This is a genomic window from Streptomyces solicamelliae, assembly GCF_045348655.1.
Taxonomy (GTDB): domain Bacteria; phylum Actinomycetota; class Actinomycetes; order Streptomycetales; family Streptomycetaceae; genus Streptomyces; species Streptomyces solicamelliae.
Window position 1 is genome coordinate 5,460,671 of the sequence record NZ_CP160404.1, and the last position, 17,433, is coordinate 5,478,103.

19 protein-coding genes are annotated in these 17,433 nt (G+C 71.8%); 14 read left to right on the top strand and 5 right to left on the bottom strand.

Translation table 11 applies throughout. The features are described from left to right. Nucleotides 1-122: 122 nt before the first annotated feature. A complete protein-coding gene (locus tag ABZO31_RS25345) occupies nt 123-1,481 on the bottom strand; it encodes a D-arabinono-1,4-lactone oxidase (RefSeq protein WP_406863575.1) in 1,359 nt (452 codons plus the stop codon). Beyond that, nucleotides 1,402-2,682, bottom strand: coding sequence for an MFS transporter (locus ABZO31_RS25350; RefSeq protein ID WP_406863576.1), 1,281 nt, complete (start codon nt 2,680-2,682; stop codon nt 1,402-1,404). The genes ABZO31_RS25345 and ABZO31_RS25350 overlap by 80 nt, the downstream gene beginning before the upstream one ends. Nucleotides 2,683-2,833: 151 nt before the next feature. Here ABZO31_RS25350 and ABZO31_RS25355 point away from each other — a divergent pair, with 151 nt between their 5' ends. Together ABZO31_RS25355 and ABZO31_RS25360 are read left to right on the top strand one after the other, a co-directional pair. Next, complete coding sequence (locus tag ABZO31_RS25355; RefSeq protein WP_406863577.1) at nt 2,834-3,961, top strand: ferrochelatase; 1,128 nt, start codon at nt 2,834-2,836, stop codon at nt 3,959-3,961. Between the two features lie 9 nt (nt 3,962-3,970). Next, nucleotides 3,971-4,813, top strand: a complete 843-nt coding sequence (locus tag ABZO31_RS25360) for an inositol monophosphatase family protein (protein ID WP_406863578.1) — start codon at nt 3,971-3,973, stop codon at nt 4,811-4,813. Nucleotides 4,814-4,895: 82 nt separating this feature from the next. On the opposite strand, the gene ABZO31_RS25365 is transcribed toward ABZO31_RS25360, so the two are convergent. Then, nucleotides 4,896-5,069: a hypothetical protein gene (locus ABZO31_RS25365; RefSeq protein ID WP_406863579.1), complete on the bottom strand. Its 174-nt coding sequence runs from the start codon at nt 5,067-5,069 to the stop codon at nt 4,896-4,898. A 359-nt stretch (nt 5,070-5,428) separates the two neighbouring features. On the opposite strand from ABZO31_RS25365, the gene ABZO31_RS25370 reads away from it, so the two are divergent. The 4 genes from ABZO31_RS25370 (at nt 5,429) to ABZO31_RS25385 (ending at nt 8,968) form a co-directional block, all read left to right on the top strand. After that, nucleotides 5,429-6,082, top strand: a complete 654-nt coding sequence (locus tag ABZO31_RS25370; RefSeq protein ID WP_331920146.1) for a response regulator transcription factor — start codon at nt 5,429-5,431, stop codon at nt 6,080-6,082. A gap of 4 nt (nt 6,083-6,086) precedes the next feature. After that, nucleotides 6,087-7,325: a sensor histidine kinase gene (locus ABZO31_RS25375; protein WP_406863580.1), complete on the top strand. Its 1,239-nt coding sequence runs from the start codon at nt 6,087-6,089 to the stop codon at nt 7,323-7,325. Between the two features lie 394 nt (nt 7,326-7,719). Further along, entirely contained in the window at nt 7,720-8,016 is a 297-nt protein-coding gene (locus ABZO31_RS25380) for a DUF4193 domain-containing protein (RefSeq protein ID WP_003955561.1), read from the top strand. Nucleotides 8,017-8,029: 13 nt separating this feature from the next. Beyond that, a complete protein-coding gene (locus ABZO31_RS25385; protein ID WP_406863581.1) occupies nt 8,030-8,968 on the top strand; it encodes a hypothetical protein in 939 nt (312 codons plus the stop codon). Here the strand turns inward: ABZO31_RS25385 and ABZO31_RS25390 are convergent. Then, nucleotides 8,965-9,438: a DUF3093 domain-containing protein gene (locus tag ABZO31_RS25390; protein WP_406863582.1), complete on the bottom strand. Its 474-nt coding sequence runs from the start codon at nt 9,436-9,438 to the stop codon at nt 8,965-8,967. The genes ABZO31_RS25385 and ABZO31_RS25390 overlap by 4 nt on opposite strands. A 58-nt stretch (nt 9,439-9,496) precedes the next feature. Here ABZO31_RS25390 and ABZO31_RS25395 point away from each other — a divergent pair, with 58 nt between their 5' ends. The 4 genes from ABZO31_RS25395 to ABZO31_RS25410 all read left to right on the top strand — a co-directional run bounded on the left by ABZO31_RS25395 (nt 9,497) and on the right by ABZO31_RS25410 (nt 12,236). Further along, the gene (locus ABZO31_RS25395) at nt 9,497-10,081 is read left to right on the top strand and encodes a PaaI family thioesterase (protein WP_406863583.1); all 585 of its coding nucleotides are present in this window, start codon (nt 9,497-9,499) and stop codon (nt 10,079-10,081) included. After that, on the top strand, nt 10,081-10,593 hold the full coding sequence (gene dut, locus ABZO31_RS25400) for a dUTP diphosphatase (protein WP_406863584.1): 513 nt from the start codon (nt 10,081-10,083) through the stop codon (nt 10,591-10,593). The genes ABZO31_RS25395 and dut overlap by 1 nt, the downstream gene beginning before the upstream one ends. Nucleotide 10,594: 1 nt before the next feature. Further along, a complete protein-coding gene (locus ABZO31_RS25405; protein ID WP_406863585.1) occupies nt 10,595-11,362 on the top strand; it encodes a DUF3710 domain-containing protein in 768 nt (255 codons plus the stop codon). A gap of 142 nt (nt 11,363-11,504) precedes the next feature. After that, entirely contained in the window at nt 11,505-12,236 is a 732-nt protein-coding gene (locus tag ABZO31_RS25410; protein WP_406863586.1) for an ABC transporter ATP-binding protein, read from the top strand. A gap of 21 nt (nt 12,237-12,257) precedes the next feature. Here the strand turns inward: ABZO31_RS25410 and ABZO31_RS25415 are convergent, their stop codons facing one another. Continuing rightward, the gene (locus ABZO31_RS25415; protein ID WP_406865473.1) at nt 12,258-12,650 is read right to left on the bottom strand and encodes a YciI family protein; all 393 of its coding nucleotides are present in this window, start codon (nt 12,648-12,650) and stop codon (nt 12,258-12,260) included. Nucleotides 12,651-12,894: 244 nt separating this feature from the next. Here ABZO31_RS25415 and ABZO31_RS25420 point away from each other — a divergent pair, with 244 nt between their 5' ends. From ABZO31_RS25420 to ABZO31_RS25435, 4 genes are read left to right on the top strand one after another with little or no spacing between them, the layout of a single operon-like run. Next, entirely contained in the window at nt 12,895-15,474 is a 2,580-nt protein-coding gene (locus ABZO31_RS25420; protein WP_406863587.1) for a DUF4118 domain-containing protein, read from the top strand. 26 nt (nt 15,475-15,500) lie between these two features. Next, entirely contained in the window at nt 15,501-16,187 is a 687-nt protein-coding gene (locus tag ABZO31_RS25425; protein ID WP_406863588.1) for a response regulator, read from the top strand. 60 nt (nt 16,188-16,247) lie between these two features. Then, entirely contained in the window at nt 16,248-16,646 is a 399-nt protein-coding gene (locus ABZO31_RS25430) for an OB-fold nucleic acid binding domain-containing protein (protein ID WP_406863589.1), read from the top strand. 3 nt (nt 16,647-16,649) lie between these two features. Beyond that, a complete protein-coding gene (locus tag ABZO31_RS25435; protein ID WP_406863590.1) occupies nt 16,650-17,411 on the top strand; it encodes a DUF3159 domain-containing protein in 762 nt (253 codons plus the stop codon). Nucleotides 17,412-17,433: the final 22 nt, after the last annotated feature.

Genomic DNA, 17,433 nt, shown 5'->3' on the forward strand with positions numbered 1-17,433 from the left:
TCGGACCATCTGGGTGGACCGCCGCGCCGCCGAGTTTCTCCGCAGGGACGGGAGTTGAGTCCCCGTGATCTCCCCTTGTCCGAGGGGAAGTTCAGGGAATGGGTGGAAAGAGAACGATTTGTTCAGGCGCCCAGGATCCGGCGCAGATAGTCGTTGCCGAAGCGCCGGTCCGGGTCCAGTCGGTCGCGCAGCGCGGTGAACTCGCCGAAGCGCGGATAGATCCCGGAGAGGTACGCGGCGTCCCGCGTGTGGAGCTTGCCCCAGTGCGGCCGGCCGCCGTGCGCGGTCATGATGCGCTCCACCGCGGTGAAGTACGCGCGGTACGGCGTCCCCTTGTAGAGGTGCACCGCGATGTACGCCGACTCCCGGCCCGAGGCGGTGGACAGCGCGATGTCGTCCGCCGGCGCGGTCCGCACCTCCACCGGGAAGCTGACCTTCAGCGGGGAGCGCTCGATCATCGCCTTCAGCTCGCGCAGCGCGGCCACCGCCGCCTCGCGCGGCAGTGCGTACTCCATCTCCACGAACCGGACCCGGCGCGGTGAGGTGAACACCTTGTAGGGGATGTCGGTGTACGTACGGGCCGACAGGGCGCGGCTGGAGAGCTTCGCGATCCCCGGTACGACCGGCGGCACCGCGCGCCCCAGCGAACAGGCGAGCCGGAACACGCCGTTGGACAACAGCTCGTCGTCGATCCAGGCGGTCACCGGGTTCAGCGGGGCCTCGGGGCCCGCACTGCGGTTGTTGCGCTTGGTGTTGCAGTTGTCGGTGTGCGGGAACCAGTAGAACTCGAAGTGCTCGTTCTCCGCGTGCAGCGCGTCGAACTCCGAGGTGACCCGGTCGAAGCTCATCGGCTCCTCGCGGGCGGTGAGCAGGAACACCGGCTCCACGGCGAAGGTGAGCGCGGTGACGACGCCCAGCGCGCCGAGCCCGATCCGGGCCGCGGCGAAGACCTCGGGATGCTCGTCCGCCGAGCAGGTCATGAGCTTCCCGTCGGCGGTCACCAGTTCAAGTGCGCGGATCTGGGCGGCTATCGAGGCCGAGTCGCGGCCCGTGCCGTGAGTGCCGGTGGAGGTCGCCCCGGCGACCGTCTGCTCCATGATGTCGCCCATGTTCGTGAGCGACAGGCCCTCGCGGGCCAGCGCCACGTTCAGGCGCTTGAGCGGGGTGCCCGCCTCCACCGTGACCGTCATGGCCTCGCGGTCGATCCGGCGGATGCCGGTGAGCAGGTCCGGCCGGATCAGGACCCCGTCCGTGGCGGCGATCGCGGTGAACGAGTGCCCGGTGCCGACCGTCTTGACCCGCAGCCCGTCCTCGGCCGCCCGGCGGACCTCCGCGGCCAGCTCCTCGGCGGACGCCGGGGCGACCTCGCGGGCCGGCCGGGACTCGACCGTGCCCGCCCAGTTACGCCACGGGCTGCTGCTGCCCGTCCTCGCGCCGCTCCGTGCCTTCGGTGGATTCGGTGTACTCGGCGTCCCGCTCACGCTGCCCCTCCCGCGTCGGCGCCGACCTGCGCAGCCGGCGATAGCCCAGGAGCCCGATCACGACCGTGGCCGCGCCCGAGACGACGGGCACCACGTACCCCGCGGCGGCGCCCTGCGCGTCGACCACCCAGCCGGCGGCCGACGAGCCGAGGGCCACACCGATCGCGAGCCCGGTCCCTGTCCAGGTCATGCCCTCGGTGAGCTTGGCGCGCGGTACGTGCACTTCGACGAGGGCCATGGTGGTCACCATCGTCGGCGCGATGGACATACCCGCGACAAAGAGCGCCACGGCCAGCAACGGCAGGTTCCCGGCCAGTAGGAGGGGGATCATACTCACGGCCATCGCGGCCACGCCCACCAGCCAGCGGCGGGACGGGTCGCCCTTCGGCCGCAGCATCCCGAACACCGCGCCGGCCAGGCAGGAGCCCAGCGCGTACACCGCGAGGACGAGGCTGGCCGCGGCCTTCGCGCCGCGCTCCTCGGCGAAGGCCACCGTCACCACGTCCACCGAGCCGAAGACGGCGCCCATGGCGATGAAGGTGAGGGCGAGGACCTGCAGCCCGGGGGAGCGCAGGGCCGAACCGCCGGTGTGCTCCTCCTGCGGGCGGGGCTTCGGCTCGGTGCCGGTCTGGGAGGTCAGCCAGAAGACGCCGATGGTGAGGAAGATCCCGGCGATCAGCGGACCGGCCTCCGGGAACCAGATGGTCGACAGACCGATGGAGATGATCGGGCCGAAGATGAAGCACACCTCGTCGACGATCGACTCCCAGGCGTACGCCGTGTGCAGCATCCCGGAGCGGCCCTCGTAGATCGCCGCCCAGCGGGCGCGGGTCATCGCGCCTACGCTGGGCACGCAGCCGATGACGGCGGTGGAGACGAAGTACGTCCAGTCCGGAAGTTTCAGACTCACGCTGATCAGAAGCGCGGCACCGGCCACGAGGCTCACCAGCGTCACCGGGCGCAGCACCCGGCGCTGCCCGTACCGGTCCACCCAGCGCGAGACCAGCGGGCCGAGCACCGCCGCGGAGATCGCCAGCGTCGCGGAGAGGGCGCCGGCGAGCCCGTACCGCCCGGTGACCTGGGAGATCATGGTCACGATGCCGATGCCCATCATGGACAGCGGCATCCGGCCGAGGAAGCCGGCGACCGAGAAGGCCCGGGTGCCCGGGCTCTCGAAGATCGCGCGATAGGGACTGGCCAAGGGAGGCTCCGGCGTTCTGCTCAACACGTGTAATTAACTCCTAAAGCCTAAGGCTTCGAAGCGAATGGGTCACGAACTTTTCCGGACGGCCGGGCCACACGCGGACGGACCCGGGCACGCACGGTCCGTGCCGGGTGGGAGGATCGGTGACATGTCCGATCAGCGCGATCCCGCCCCGTACGACGCCCTGCTGCTGCTCTCCTTCGGCGGCCCGGAAGGACCGGACGACGTGGTCCCGTTCCTGGAGAACGTGACCCGCGGCCGAGGCATCCCCACGGAGCGGCTCAAGGAAGTGGGGCAGCACTACTTCCTCTTCGGCGGCGTCAGCCCCATCAACGACCAGAACCGCGCCCTGCTCGACGCGCTGCGCAAGGACTTCGCGCAGGCCGGCCTCGACCTGCCCGTCTACTGGGGCAACCGGAACTGGGCGCCGTATCTCGCCGACACCCTGCGGGAGATGGTCACCGACGGCCGCCGCCACATCGCCGTCCTCACGACCAGCGCGTACGCCTCCTACTCCGGCTGCCGCCAGTACCGCGAGAACCTCGCCGACGCGCTGTCCACGCTGGAGGCGGAAGGGCTGCCGCTGCCCCGGGTCGACAAGCTGCGGCACTACTTCAACCACCCGGGCTTCGTCGAGCCGATGACCGACGGCGTCCTCGCCTCGCTCGCCGAGCTCGACGAGTCCGTGCGGGCCGGCGCCCACCTGGCCTTCACCACCCACTCCATCCCGGACTCCGCCGCCGACTCCTCCGGCCCGCTCGAGGCGCACGGCAAGGGCGGCGCGTACGTGAAGGAGCACCTGGACGTGGCGCGGGTGATCGTCGACGCCGTGCGCGAGGCCACCGGTGTCACGTACCCCTGGAAGCTCGTCTACCAGTCGCGCAGCGGCGCCCCGCACATCCCCTGGCTGGAACCGGACATCTGCGAGCACCTGGAGGAGCTGCACGGCGCCGGTGTGCCCGCCGCCGTCATGGTGCCGATCGGCTTCGTCTCGGACCACATGGAGGTCCTCTACGACCTCGACACCGAGGCCGTGGCCAAGGCCGCCGAGCTGGGCCTGCCGGTGCGCCGCTCGGCCACCGTCGGCGACGACCCCCGGTTCGCCGCGGCCGTCCGCGAGCTGGTCCTGGAGCGCGCCGCCACGGAGCGCGGCGCCGTGGTCGAGCGCTGCGCCCTGGGCGCCCTCGGCCCCTCGCACGACCTCTGCCCGATCGGCTGCTGCCCGGCCCGGGCCGACCGGCCCGCCGCGGCCGGCGCCGACAGCCCGTACGCGTAGGGAGACGCCATGACCGACACCGATCCCACCGTCCCGACCGACCCCTTGCTCGCCGAGCTGCTGGACCTCGCCCTGGAGGCCGGACGCCGGGCGGGCGTCCTGCTGCGCGACGGCCGCCCGCAGGACCTGACCGTCGCGAAGACCAAGTCGAGCCCGATCGACGTGGTCACCGAGATGGACATCGCCGCCGAGAAGCTGATCACCGGCTTCCTCGCCGAGCACCGCCCCGACGACGGCTTCCTCGGCGAGGAGGGCGCGTCCAGCCCCGGCACCAGCGGCGTCCGCTGGGTCGTCGACCCGCTCGACGGCACGGTGAACTACCTGTACGGGCTGCCCACCTGGGCCGTCTCCATCGCCGCCGAGCGGGACGGCGAGGCCGTCGTCGGCGTCGTGGAGGCCCCGATGCGCGGCGAGACGTACCGGGCGGTGCGCGGCGGCGGGGCGTACGTGCGGGCCGGCGGGAGCGGCGCGTGGCGGCCGCTGGGCGCCCGCCCTGCCCCGCCGCTCGACCAGGCCCTGGTCTCGACCGGCTTCAACTACGTGCAGAAGGTCCGCTCCCACCAGGCCGACGTGGCCCAGCGGCTGATCCCGCGGCTGCGCGACATCCGCCGCAGCGGCTCCGCCGCGATCGACCTCAGCGACGTCGCCGCCGGCCGCCTGGACGGCTACTACGAGCGCGGGCTCAGCCCCTGGGACCTGGCCGCGGGCGATCTGATCGCCCGCGAGGCCGGCGCGCTGACCGGCGGCCGTCCGGGGGAGCGGCCCTCCGGGGAACTGGCCGTGGCGGCCTCCCCGGGCGTCTTCGAGCCGCTCCAGGCCCTCCTGGAGGAGTACGGCGCCTGGCACGACTGAGGGAGCCGCACAGACCCCGCACAGACCGAAGGGCCCCGGAGCCGGTGCGGCTCCGGGGCCCTTCGGGCGACGGCGGTCGGGATCAGACGCTGGCTGCGCCGATCTCCACACCGTGCTCCGCGGCCAGGCGGCGCAGGTCGTCGAGCTCGGCCTCCTCCACTTCCACGAGGAAGTCGTCGCCCTGTTCGCGAGCCCGGGTGAGGTCGGACTGCGTGGTCCTGATGCGCTGCAGCAGCCCTGCGGTGAAAGCGTCCATCGTGCGCCCCCTCGTCGTGGGTCGGTGGCACGGGGGTGTGCCGAGGGTCGGAACGGATCACGCACGGCAACCTCTGGGGGACAGAGCGGTAGGTGGCGTGCCACATACGGGGCGTGATCGCGGGGTGTGCAGTCGTCCTCCCCAGGGGTTTCCTCAGAGAAACCTCAACTGGCCCGCGAATCAGGTGAATTCTTGGGGCCCCGGGACGCACTCGGCGTGCCCCGCGCCCTTCGGGCACCCCCTGTGCACCTCGTCTTACAGCCGGTTTACGCACGTAAGGGGCAGGATGGATACGCACAGTCAGTGCTGAGGACCGCCCGTCCCCGCCGGGGCCAGGGCTCGGAGGAAGGAACAGCGACGTGCGTGTACTCGTCGTCGAGGACGAGCAGCTGCTCGCCGATGCGGTGGCCACCGGACTGCGCCGGGAGGCCATGGCCGTCGACGTCGTGTACGACGGCGCCGCCGCGCTCGAACGCATCGGGGTGAACGACTACGACGTGGTCGTCCTGGACCGGGACCTGCCGCTCGTCCACGGGGACGACGTCTGCCGCAAGATCGTCGAACTGGGCATGGCCACCCGGGTCCTGATGCTCACCGCCTCCGGTGACGTCAGCGACCGGGTGGAGGGCCTGGAACTCGGCGCCGACGACTACCTGCCCAAGCCCTTCGCCTTCAGCGAGCTCACCGCCCGCGTCCGGGCCCTCGGCCGCCGCACCACCGTGCCGCTGCCGCCGGTCCTGGAGCGCGCCGGGATCAAGCTGGACCCGAACCGCCGCGAGGTGTTCCGGGACGGCAAGGAGGTCCAGCTGGCGCCCAAGGAGTTCGCGGTGCTCGAGGTCCTGATGCGCAGCGAGGGCGCCGTGGTCTCCGCCGAGCAGCTCCTGGAGAAGGCCTGGGACGAGAACACGGACCCGTTCACCAACGTCGTCCGCGTCACCGTCATGACCCTGCGCCGCAAGCTGGGCGAGCCTCCCGTGATCGTCACCGTGCCGGGCTCCGGCTACCGGATCTGACCTGATGGCGACGACTCCCGCGCCGCACCCCCAGGCGCCCCCGAAACCCACCTGGGATCCCCGGGATCCCGTGCGTCCGCTGCTGCGGCCGACCATCCGGATAAGGCTCACGCTGCTCTACGGCGGCATGTTCCTGATCGCCGGCATCCTGCTCCTGTCGATCATCTACCTGTTCACCGCGCAGGCGGTCAGCGACGCCACCGCGCAGCTGCCCTTCAGGGTCACCAGCGGCAGGGTGGAGACCACCACGCCCTGGTGCCGGCTCCCCGCCACCCCGACCACCGAAGAGCTCAACGACGCCATCACGATCTGTCTGCGGCACCAGACCGACCTGGCCCTGGACGACGTGCTGCGCCGCTCGCTCTTCGCCCTGCTGGGCCTGAGCATCATCGCGTTCGCCTTCGGCTACGCGATGGCCGGCCGGGTCCTGTCGCCGCTCGGCCGGATCACCCGGACCGCCCGTCAGGTGGCCGGCTCCGATCTGGCCCGGCGGATCGAGCTGGACGGCCCGGACGACGAGCTCAAGGAGCTCGCGGACACCTTCGACGAGATGCTGGAGCGCCTGGAGCGGGCCTTCACCGCCCAGCAGCGCTTCGTCGCCAACGCCTCGCACGAGCTGCGTACCCCGCTGGCGATCAACCGCACGCTCCTGGAGGTGCACCTGTCCGATCCGGGCGCGCCGCTGGAGCTCCAGCAGCTCGGCAAGACGCTGCTGGCCACCAACGAGCGCAGCGAGCAGCTCGTCGAGGGCCTGCTGCTGCTCGCCCGCAGCGACAACCAGATCGTGGAGCGCAAACCCGTCGACCTCGCGGAGGTGGCCTCCCGGGCCATCGACCAGGTGCGCTCGGAGGCCGAGGCCAAGGGCGTGGAGATCCGCGGCGAGGCGGCTCCCGCGGTCGTCCAGGGCAACGGTGTGCTCCTGGAGCGGATCGCCCTGAACCTGATCCAGAACGCCGTGCGGTACAACGTTCCCGAGGGCGGCTGGGCCGAGGTCACCACCGAGACCCAGCACGGACAGGCGGTCCTGGTCGTCTCGAACTCGGGGCCGGTGGTCCCGGCCTATGAGATCGACAACCTTTTCGAGCCGTTCCGCAGACTCCGCCAGGAGCGGACCGGCAGCGACAAGGGCGTCGGACTCGGCCTGTCGATCGTCCGGTCCGTCGCGCGGGCCCACGGGGGCCGTATCATCGCGGAGCCCCGCGAGGGCGGCGGCCTCGTGATGCGTGTCACTCTGCCGATCTGACACGCCGCACGAGCCGGTCGGATGTTCGCTTTGCGCGGAATTTTCGGGAACTGTTCCTGGAGAGATCGTGTGTGATCGATCACAGGCGAGATGTTTCGGCCATCTACTCTCCGTGAGCACCGGAGCCACCGGAAAGCCAGGAAAAGTCCGGGTTTCCCGGGCCCCGGATCACGGGAAGTACACGGGGTGGCGCCCGTGTAGAGCGGCAGACGGACCGTGTACGGTCCGCTTCGCCACCCAAACCCGATCACCCGTGAGGGGTCGCGTTGGGTGTCGATTGAGTAACAGACCTTGATGTGAGGCAAAATCTCCGCCTCAGGTCGGGCACAAGTCCGGCCTCTCACGCGTTACGTGCGCTGGAGACACCGCAACCACCCAGAGGGGGAGAAGCGACATGGCAACCGACTACGACACCCCACGCAAGACCGACGACGACGTCGACTCGGACAGCCTTGAGGAACTGAAGGCCCGGCGGAACGACAAGTCGACCTCGACCGTCGACGTCGACGAGTTCGAGGCCGCAGAGGGTCTGGAGCTCCCGGGCGCCGACCTCTCGAACGAGGAGCTGGCAGTCCGAGTGCTGCCGAAGCAGGCGGACGAGTTCACCTGCATGAGCTGCTTCCTCGTGCACCACCGCAGCCAGCTGGCCCGCGAGAAGAACGGCCAGCCGATCTGCCGCGACTGCGACTGAGGTCCGGTCGGCCGTGGCAGGCGACACCCCGTCTCGGAAGCGGCGTTTCCGGCTCCCCAGGACGCCGGACACGCAGCAGGGCGGCTCAGGCCAGGTGGAGGGCGCCGTGGAGGCACCCGACACCGAGCACTCCGCCCCCCTGCCGTCCCCCGGTGCACGTGACGACGAGCGAGGCCGTACGGCCTCGCTCGAAGCAGCGTCACCCCACCCCGTACCGGTCGAGCAGGCGCCCCGGCGCCGCCGTCTGGAGGCCCTTCGGCGAGGCGGCGGCTATGCCGCGGTCAAACGGGGTGTGCAGAAGACCGGCGAGGCCGCCAGAGCCGGCATCGGCCACCTCGCCGACCGCCTCATCGAGATCGCGCCGCGCATCCCCGTACGGGACCTCGCGACGCTGCGCCGGCACTTCCCCGGCCTCGGCCCGGAGGAGATCGCCGACAAACTGATCTTCGGCGCGGCCAACGCCAGCTCCACCGTCGGCGCGGGCATCGGCGCCGCCGCCATGCTGCCCGTACCCCCCGCCCTGCCGGCCGAGCTGGCCGCGGAGATCACCGGGGTCGCCGCGATCGAGCTCAAACTCATCGCCGAGCTGCACGAGGTCTACGGCCTGCGTCCGCCCGGCTCGCTCACCCAGCGCTCCACCGCGTACCTGACCTCCTGGGCCGAGGAGCGGGGCATCGACCCCACCAAGCCCACCACCGTCAACGCGGCGCTCGGCGGCCAGCTCAAGCGCGAACTGCGCCAGCAGATCGTCAAGCGCATGATGCGCAACCTGCCGAACCTGATGCCGTTCATGGTCGGCGCCGCCGTGGGCGCGGTGATGAACCGCCGCGACACCAGAAAGCTCGCCGAGCACATCCGCGCGGACCTGCGCCGCCGCCAGATCCCCTGGGGCGCGCTGCCCGAGCTGCCCCCGCTGGAGCAGCCCGAGAACCCCAAGGAGCTGGGCTTCTAGCCCTCGCGCACGGCCCCGGCGCGCACCGCCTCCACCGCGGCCGCCAGCGCCTCCGGGTCGCGCGAGGACAGGTACACGTACGGCGTCGGGTCCTGCGGATCCGTCACCTCGATCCGCACCGCCCCGGCGACATAGCCGCGCATCAGCATGAAGGCGCGCGCATCGGCCTTGTACGTGCGCCAGGCGCGCGCCTCCTCCGCGTCCAGCACCTCCGGCGCACCCAGCGCCGACGCCGGGATCCGCGCCTCGCCCGCGACCAGCGAGCCGGCCACCACACGGATCCGCGCGGAGCCGTACGAGGAGACCGCCATCGCCGCCAGCGCGCCCGCCACGATCACCCCGGCGAGCATCGGCACATTGCCCAGCGGGTACAGCACCAGGCCCCCCGAGAGGCCGAGGAGAGCGGCGATCACCCACCAGGAGCCGGGGGCGGTCAGACGTTCGTCGTAGGACGGGGCGGAAGGCTGCATGGCTCCTAGCTTGGCACGGCGCGACCTGCGGCTACCCGCGCGGGTAAGGTCTGCGGCTGTGACTGGAACTTCTGCCGCCCTCACCCCGCCGGCCGACGCCCTACCGCCGGTACGCCACCCCGAGGCGCCGGCTCCCGGCGAGCCGCTCGGCTCCCACTACGCGCAGTGCTTCGGCTGCGGCGGCGGCCAGCCCCACGGGCTGCACCTGGACGCGCGGGCCGGCGAGGGCGTCAACGTCACCGCCGAGTTCACCGTGACCGCCGACCACCAGGGCGCCCCCGGCCTCGCCCACGGCGGCATCCTCGCCACCGCGCTCGACGAGACCCTCGGCTCCCTGAACTGGCTGCTCCGCGTCATCGCCGTGACCGGCCGCCTCGAGACCGACTTCGTGCGTCCCGTGCCGGTCGGCACCGTGCTGCACCTGGAGGCCGAGGTCACCGCCGTCAGCGGCCGCAAGATCTACTCCACCGCCACCGGCCGGATCGGCGGGCCGGACGGCCCCGTCGCCGTTCGCGGCTTCGCGCTGTTCGTCGAGGTCAAGGTGGAGCACTTCATCGACAACGGCCGCCCGGAGGAGATCCAGGCCGCCATGTCCGACCCCGACCAGGTCCGGCGCGCCCGCGCCTTCGAGGTGAACCCCTGATGCGCAACCCTGTCGACGTGCTGATCCGCCGCGTGGACCCGGACGTCCCGATCCCCGCCTACGGACACCCGGGCGACGCCGGGGTCGACCTCGTCACCACCGAGGCCGCCGAGCTCGCCCCCGGCGAGCGCGCCGTGCTGCCCACCGGCATCGCCGTGGCGCTGCCGGACGGCTACGCCGCGTTCGTGCACCCCCGCTCCGGTCTGGCCGCACGCTGCGGTCTGGCGCTCGTGAATGCCCCGGGGACCGTGGATGCCGGGTACCGTGGGGAGATCAAGGTGATCGTGGTCAATCTGGATCCGCGCGACAGCGTGCGGTTCGAGCGGTTCGACCGGATTGCCCAACTGGTCGTCCAGCAGGTCGAGAAGGTGCGCTTCCACGAGGTGGCGGAGCTTCCCGGCTCGGCGCGGGCCGAGGGGGGCTTCGGGTCCACCGGCGGTCATGCCGCCGTGGACGGCACCACGGGTGGGAATCGATACGCTTCGGTCGTATCCGACCGGGAAGGACAGTGACGTGTTCGGACGTCGCAAGAAGAGCGGTGCCGCTGCCCAGGACGCAGCGGGCGAGGCCGAGCAGGTCGTCGACGCGGTGGACGGCGAGGAAGCCGCCGACGCGGCCCCGCGGCGGATGAACCTTCCGCCGGCGCCCCGGCCCGACGGTCCCTGGGACGTCTCCGAGGTCACCCGGCCCGAGGACGGCCGCGTGGACCTCGGCGGCATCTTCGTGCCCGGAGTCGAGGGCATGGAGCTGCGAGTGGAGGTGGCGGGCGACGCGATCGTCGCGGCCACCGTCGTACTGCGTGACAGCGCCGTGCAGCTGCAGGCGTTCGCCGCGCCCAAGAAGGAAGGCATCTGGGGCGAGGTCCGCGAGGAGATCGCCTCCGGCATCACCCAGCAGGGCGGTGTCGTCGACGAGGTCGAGGGCCCCCTCGGCTGGGAGCTGCGGGCGCAGGTCCCGGTCCAGCTGCCCGACGGCAACAGCGGCGTGCAGCTGGTGCGCTTCGTCGGTGTCGACGGGCCCCGCTGGTTCCTGCGCGGCGTGATCTCCGGGCAGGGCGCGGTGCAGCCCGAGGCCGCGGGTCTGCTGGAGCAGATCGTCCGCGACACCGTCGTGGTCCGCGGCGAGGGCCCGATGGCCCCGCGCGACCCGATCGTCCTGAAGTTGCCCGACGACGCCCAGATGGTGCCCGAGGGCGTGCAGCAGGAGGACCAGGAGACCTCGCGGTTCTCCGGCGGCATGGGCCAGCTCCAGCGCGGACCGGAGATCACCGAGGTCCGCTGACGCCGCGGTCCCGTGGTCCGGTGTCCCCGGATCCCGCGTCCCCGGATCCTGTATCCGATCCCTGGCCCCGGACGGTGTCGACGACACATACTGGCCGGGCCAGGTGATCGACGGGGATCAGGGGATCGAGGGGGCGACGGGGATGGGCGAGAACACCGGGGCGAAATCCGGGGCGACCGCGGTGGCGGAGCGGGCCGACGGGCCCATGGTCCGGGTCGAGGGCCTGCGCCGCTCGTACGGGACCGGCGCGGCGGCCGTGCACGCCCTGCGCGGGGTCTCCTTCGAGATACCGCGCGGCGAGCTGGTCGCCCTCAGGGGCCGCTCCGGCTCCGGCAAGACCACGCTGCTCAACCTGGTCGGCGGCCTCGACACCCCCGACGGCGGACGGATCACCGTCGGCGGGACCGACCTCGCGGACCTCGGCGAGGAGGGCCTGCTGGCCCTGCGCCGGGACCGCATCGGCTTCATCTTCCAGTCCTTCGGACTGATCCCGATCCTCTCCGCCGCGGAGAACGTCGGCGTCCCCATGCGGCTGCGCAGGACCGACACCGAGGAACGCGAGGAGCGGGTCGCCCTGCTGCTCGCCCTGGTCGGCCTCGCCGACCACGCCGCCCAGCGGCCCGGCGAGCTCTCCGGCGGCCAGCAGCAGCGCGTCGCCATCGCCCGCGCCCTGGCCAACCGCCCGTCCCTGCTGATCGCCGACGAGCCGACCGGCCAGCTCGACGCCGAGACCGGTCTGGCGGTCATGGAACTGCTGCGCGCCGTCGTGCGCAGCGAGGGCGTCACCGCCCTGGTCGCCACGCACGACACGCAGCTCCTGGGCCTGGCGGACCGGGTCCTGGAACTGCGCGACGGCGAGATCGTCGAGCACTGAGGCGCGTACGCCAGGGGTGACTCAGAGGTCCTGCGGGGGCTCGGACATGACCTCGCGCACCTCGATCGGCATGTTGATGGGCCTGCCGCCCGGACCGGGCGCGGTGGAGACGTGCGCGGCGATCTCGACCGCCCGCTCGGCCGAGTCGACGTCGACGATCCACCAGCCGGCCAGGAACTCCTTGGTCTCCGCGAACGGCCCGTCCGTGACCAGCGGCGCGCCGTCCGGGCCCGCCTTCACGATCAGCGCCGTCTCCGGCATCGCCAGCCCCTGCGCCTCCACGAGCTCCCCGGCGGCCTTCAGCTTCTCGTTGGTGCGCCGCATGAAGTCGATGTGGGCGTTGATCTCCTCGGGCTGCCAGGTGTCGATCCGCGGGACCTCCAGGGTCTGCGAGCTGAACTGCATCAGCACCATGTACTTCACGGTGTGCCCTACCTTTCAAGTGGGTCGGTTCGTGCTGCCACGTTGCCTTCCACCCTGAGGTCGTAGCCGGCCACGCGCCCTCGACATCCCCGGAGAAGTTTTTTCGGATCCCCTCGGCCGGGGTGTGGGCGTCGCGCTGCCCGCCGCGCCGGGTGCCATCAGAATCCCGTCAAGGTCGATCCGGCGGTCGTTCACGCGTGCGGAACGCCCGATGAGCCGGACGTATGGTCGTCCCATGGGACGCGGCAAGCTACGGATCTACCTCGGTGCGGCACCGGGCGTCGGCAAGACCTACGCGATGCTCTCGGAGGCCCACCGGCGCGTGGAGCGGGGCACCGACTGCGTCGTCGGCTTCGTCGAGCACCACGACCGGCCGCGTACCGAGGTGATGCTGCACGGCCTGGAGCACGTACCGCGCCGGACCCTCGAGTACCGGGGCGCCGCGTTCACCGAGATGGACGTGGACGCGGTCCTGGCCCGGCGGCCCGCCGTCGCCCTCGTCGACGAACTCGCCCACACCAACGTGCCCGGCTCCCGCAACGCCAAGCGCTGGCAGGACGTCGAGGAGCTGCTCGCGGCCGGGATCGACGTCATATCCACAGTCAACATCCAGCACCTGGAGTCCCTCGGCGACGTCGTCGAGTCGATCACCGGGGTGCGCCAGAAGGAGACCGTCCCGGACGAGGTCGTCCGCCATGCCGACCAGATCGAGCTGGTCGACATGTCGCCCCAGGCGCTGCGCCGCCGCATGGCCCACGGCAACATCTACCAGCCGGACAAGGTCGACGCGGCGCTCTCCAACTACTTCCGCCCCGGCAACCTCACCGCCCTGCGCGAACTGGCCCTGCTGTGGACCGCCGACCGGGTCGACGAGTACCTCCGGCAGTACCGCGGCGAGCACGGCATCCGCACCACCTGGCAGGCCCGCGAGCGGATCGTCGTCGGCCTCACCGGCGGCCCCGAGGGCCGGACGCTGATACGCCGGGCCGCCCGGCTCGCCGAGAAGGGCGCCGGCGGCGAGGTCCTCGCCGTCTACATCGCCCGCAGCGACGGGCTCACCGCGGCCTCCCCGAAGGAGCTGGCCGTCCAGCGCACCCTCGTCGAGGACCTCGGCGGCACCTTCCACCACGTCATAGGCGACGACATCCCCTCCGCGCTGCTCGAGTTCGCCCGGGGCGTCAACGCCACCCAGATCGTGCTCGGCTCCAGCCGCCGCAGGACCTGGCAGTACGTGCTCGGACCCGGCGTCGGCGCGACCGTCGCCCGTGAGTCGGGGCCCGACCTCGACGTCCACATCGTCACCCACGAGGAGGCCGCGAAGGGCCGCGGACTGCCCGTGGCGCGCGGCGCCCGGCTGGGCCGCTCCCGGCTGCTCGCCGGCTGGCTCGTCGGGCTCGGCGGACCGGCGCTGCTCACGCTGCTGCTCACCCACGTGGACGCGGACCTCGGCCTCGCCAACGACATGCTGCTGTTCCTGGCGCTGAACGTGGCCGCCGCGCTGCTCGGCGGGCTGTACCCGGCGCTGGCCTCCGCCGCCTTCGGCTCGCTGCTGCTGAACTGGTTCTTCACCCCGCCGATCCACCGCATCACCATCGCCGACCCGAAGAACATCGTCGCCATCGCGGTCTTCTTCTTCGTCGCCATGTCGGTCGCCTCGGTGGTCGACCTCGCCGCCCGCCGCACCCACCAGGCCGCCCGGCTGCGGGCCGAGTCGGAGACCCTCTCGCTGCTCGCCGGCAGCGTGCTGCGCGGCGAGACCACCCTGGAGGCGCTGCTGGAACGGGTCCGGGAGACCTTCTCCATGGACTCCGTCGCCCTGCTGGAGCGGGCCGGCGGCGTCGAGCCGTGGACCCGCGCCGCGAGCGTCGGCCCGCACCCGGCCGCACGGCCCGAGGAGGCCGACGTCGACATGCCGGTCAACGACCGTCTCGCGCTGGCCCTCACCGGCCGGGTGCTGCCCGCCGAGGACCGGCGCGTGCTCGGCGCGTTCGCGGCCCAGGCCGCTGTCGTACTGGACCGGCAGCGGCTCGTCGACGAGGCGGAGGAGGCCCGCAAGCTGGCCGAGGGCAACAAGATCCGCACCTCGCTGCTCGCCGCCGTCAGCCACGATCTGCGCACCCCCCTCGCGGGTATCAAGGCCGCCGTCTCCTCGCTCCGCTCCGACGACGTCGAATGGTCCGAGGAGGATGTCGCGGCGCTCCTGGAGGGCATCGAGGACGGCGCCGACCGGCTGGACCACCTGGTCGGCAACCTGCTCGACATGTCCCGGCTCCAGACCGGCACCGTCACCCCGCTGATCCGCGACATCGACCTCGACGAGGTCGTGCCGATGGCGCTCGGCGGCGTCCCCGACGGCAGCGCGGACCTCGACGTGCCGGAGACGCTGCCGATGGTCCGGGTCGACAAGGGACTCCTGGAACGGGCCGTCGCCAACATCGTCGAGAACGCCGTGAAGTACAGCCCCGAGGGCGTCCCCGTCCTGGTCGCCGCCAGCGCGCTCGGCGAGCGCGTCGAGCTGCGTGTCGTCGACCGCGGGCCCGGCGTGCCCGACGAGAGCAAGGACGGCATCTTCGAGCCCTTCCAGCGCTTCGGCGACGCCCCGCGCGGCGCGGGCGTGGGCCTCGGCCTGGCCGTCGCCCGGGGCTTCGTGGAGGCCATGGGCGGCACGATCACCGCCGAGGACACCCCCGGCGGCGGGCTCACCATGGTGCTCACGCTGAGCGCGGCGAACGGCGAGGACCGCACCTCGCCAGGTACCCCTGCACGCTCCTCCTCCTCCGACTCCGACGCATCCCCCGCCCAGGCCGTCTCGTGACGCCGGCAGAAAGCAGGTATCCCTCCATGACCCGGGTCCTCGTGGTCGACGACGAACCGCAGATCGTCCGCGCCCTGGTGATCAACCTCAAGGCGCGGAAGTACGAGGTGGACGCCGCGCCCGACGGCGCGACCGCGCTCAAGCTCGCCGCCGAACGCCACCCGGACGTCGTCGTGCTCGACCTGGGCCTGCCGGACATGGACGGCGTCGAGGTCATCAAGGGCCTGCGCGGCTGGACCCGCGTACCGATCCTCGTCCTGTCCGCCCGGCACACCTCCGACGAGAAGGTCGAGGCACTCGACGCCGGCGCCGACGACTACGTCACCAAGCCCTTCGGCATGGACGAGCTGCTCGCCCGGCTGCGCGCCGCCGTCCGCCGCTCCGAGCCCGTCGGCGGGACGGAGGAGGGGGCCGTCCTGGTCGAGACGGCGTCCTTCAGCGTCGACCTCGCGGCGAAGAAGGTGCACCGCGACGGCAAGGACGTCCGCCTCACGCCCACCGAGTGGCACCTCCTGGAGGTCCTGGTCCGCAACAGCGGCCGGCTGGTCAGCCAGAAGCAGCTGCTGCAGGAGGTGTGGGGGCCCTCGTACGGCACCGAGACCAACTACCTGCGGGTCTACATGGCCCAGCTGCGCAGGAAGCTGGAGGCGGACCCCTCGCACCCCCGCCATTTCGTCACCGAACCGGGCATGGGGTACCGCTTCGAGCACTGATCCGAATACCGGTCCTCCGTCACCCGATCCGCTGTCCGCCAGGCCCGGTACGCTTTCTGTATGAGTGTTGCACCGCGTACGGACAAGCCTGCCGGAAGGTTCCGGCGGATGCTCGACCGCCTGTCCTCCTCGCAGGAGGACCTGGAGTCGGAGGAGCTCCAGGAGGACACCCAGGCGTCCGGGTGCACGCCCATCTCGGACTGCTCCGACCGCCAGATAGTCAAGGTGACTGGTACCTTGCGCACGGTCACGCTGCGTCCCCGCGCCGGCGTGCCCGCGCTGGAGGCCGAGCTGTTCGACGGCACCGCGCCGCTGGACGTCGTGTGGCTGGGCCGGCGGTCCATCGTGGGCATAGAGCCGGGCCGCAAGCTGATCGCCTCCGGCCGGATCTCCATGAGCCACGGCCGACGGGTCCTCTTCAACCCCAAATACGAGCTGCGACCGCTCGGACAGGAGTAGCCGGTGACGTCTCTCGACAAGCCGACGACGGATCAGCGCGACGATCGGCAGGACGGCGGCGGCCAGGCCTCGAAGGAGGTCACGGAGGCCGCGCTGTTCGAGGCGTTCGGTGGCCTGCGGGGCATGATCGAGACGGTGGTCCCGGGCCTGCTCTTCGTCACGATCTACACGATCAACAAGAACCTGCACCTCTCGGCGATCGCCGCGCTCGCGGTCTCGCTCGTCCTCGTGGCGGTCCGGCTGATCCGCCGGGACACGGTGAAGCACGCCTTCAGCGGCGTCTTCGGCGTGGGCTTCGGCGTCGTCTTCGCGATGATGACCGGCAACGCGAAGGACTTCTACCTGCCGGGCATGCTGTACACGCTCGGCCTGGGCCTCGCGTACATCATCACGACGCTGGCGGGCGTGCCGCTGATCGGCCTGATCCTCGGCCCGGTCTTCAAGGAGAACCTCTCCTGGCGGACCCGCAACCCCGGCCGGAAGAAGGCGTACGCGAAGGCGAGCTACGCCTGGGGCCTGATCCTGCTCGCCAAGTGCGCGATCCTCTTCCCGCTGTACTGGTGGGCCGACACCACCCAGCTCGGCTGGGTCCTGGTCGCCCTGAAGATCCCGCCGTTCCTGCTGGCGGTCTACCTGACCTGGGTCTTCCTGGCGAAGGCCCCGCCGCCGATCGACGTCTTCGCCGAGATGGAGGCCGAGGAGCGCGCCGAACAGGCCCGCAAGGCCGAGGCCGCGCAGGCGACGCAGCAGCAGCCGGAGGCGTAGCCGTACGCACGACGAAGGGCCC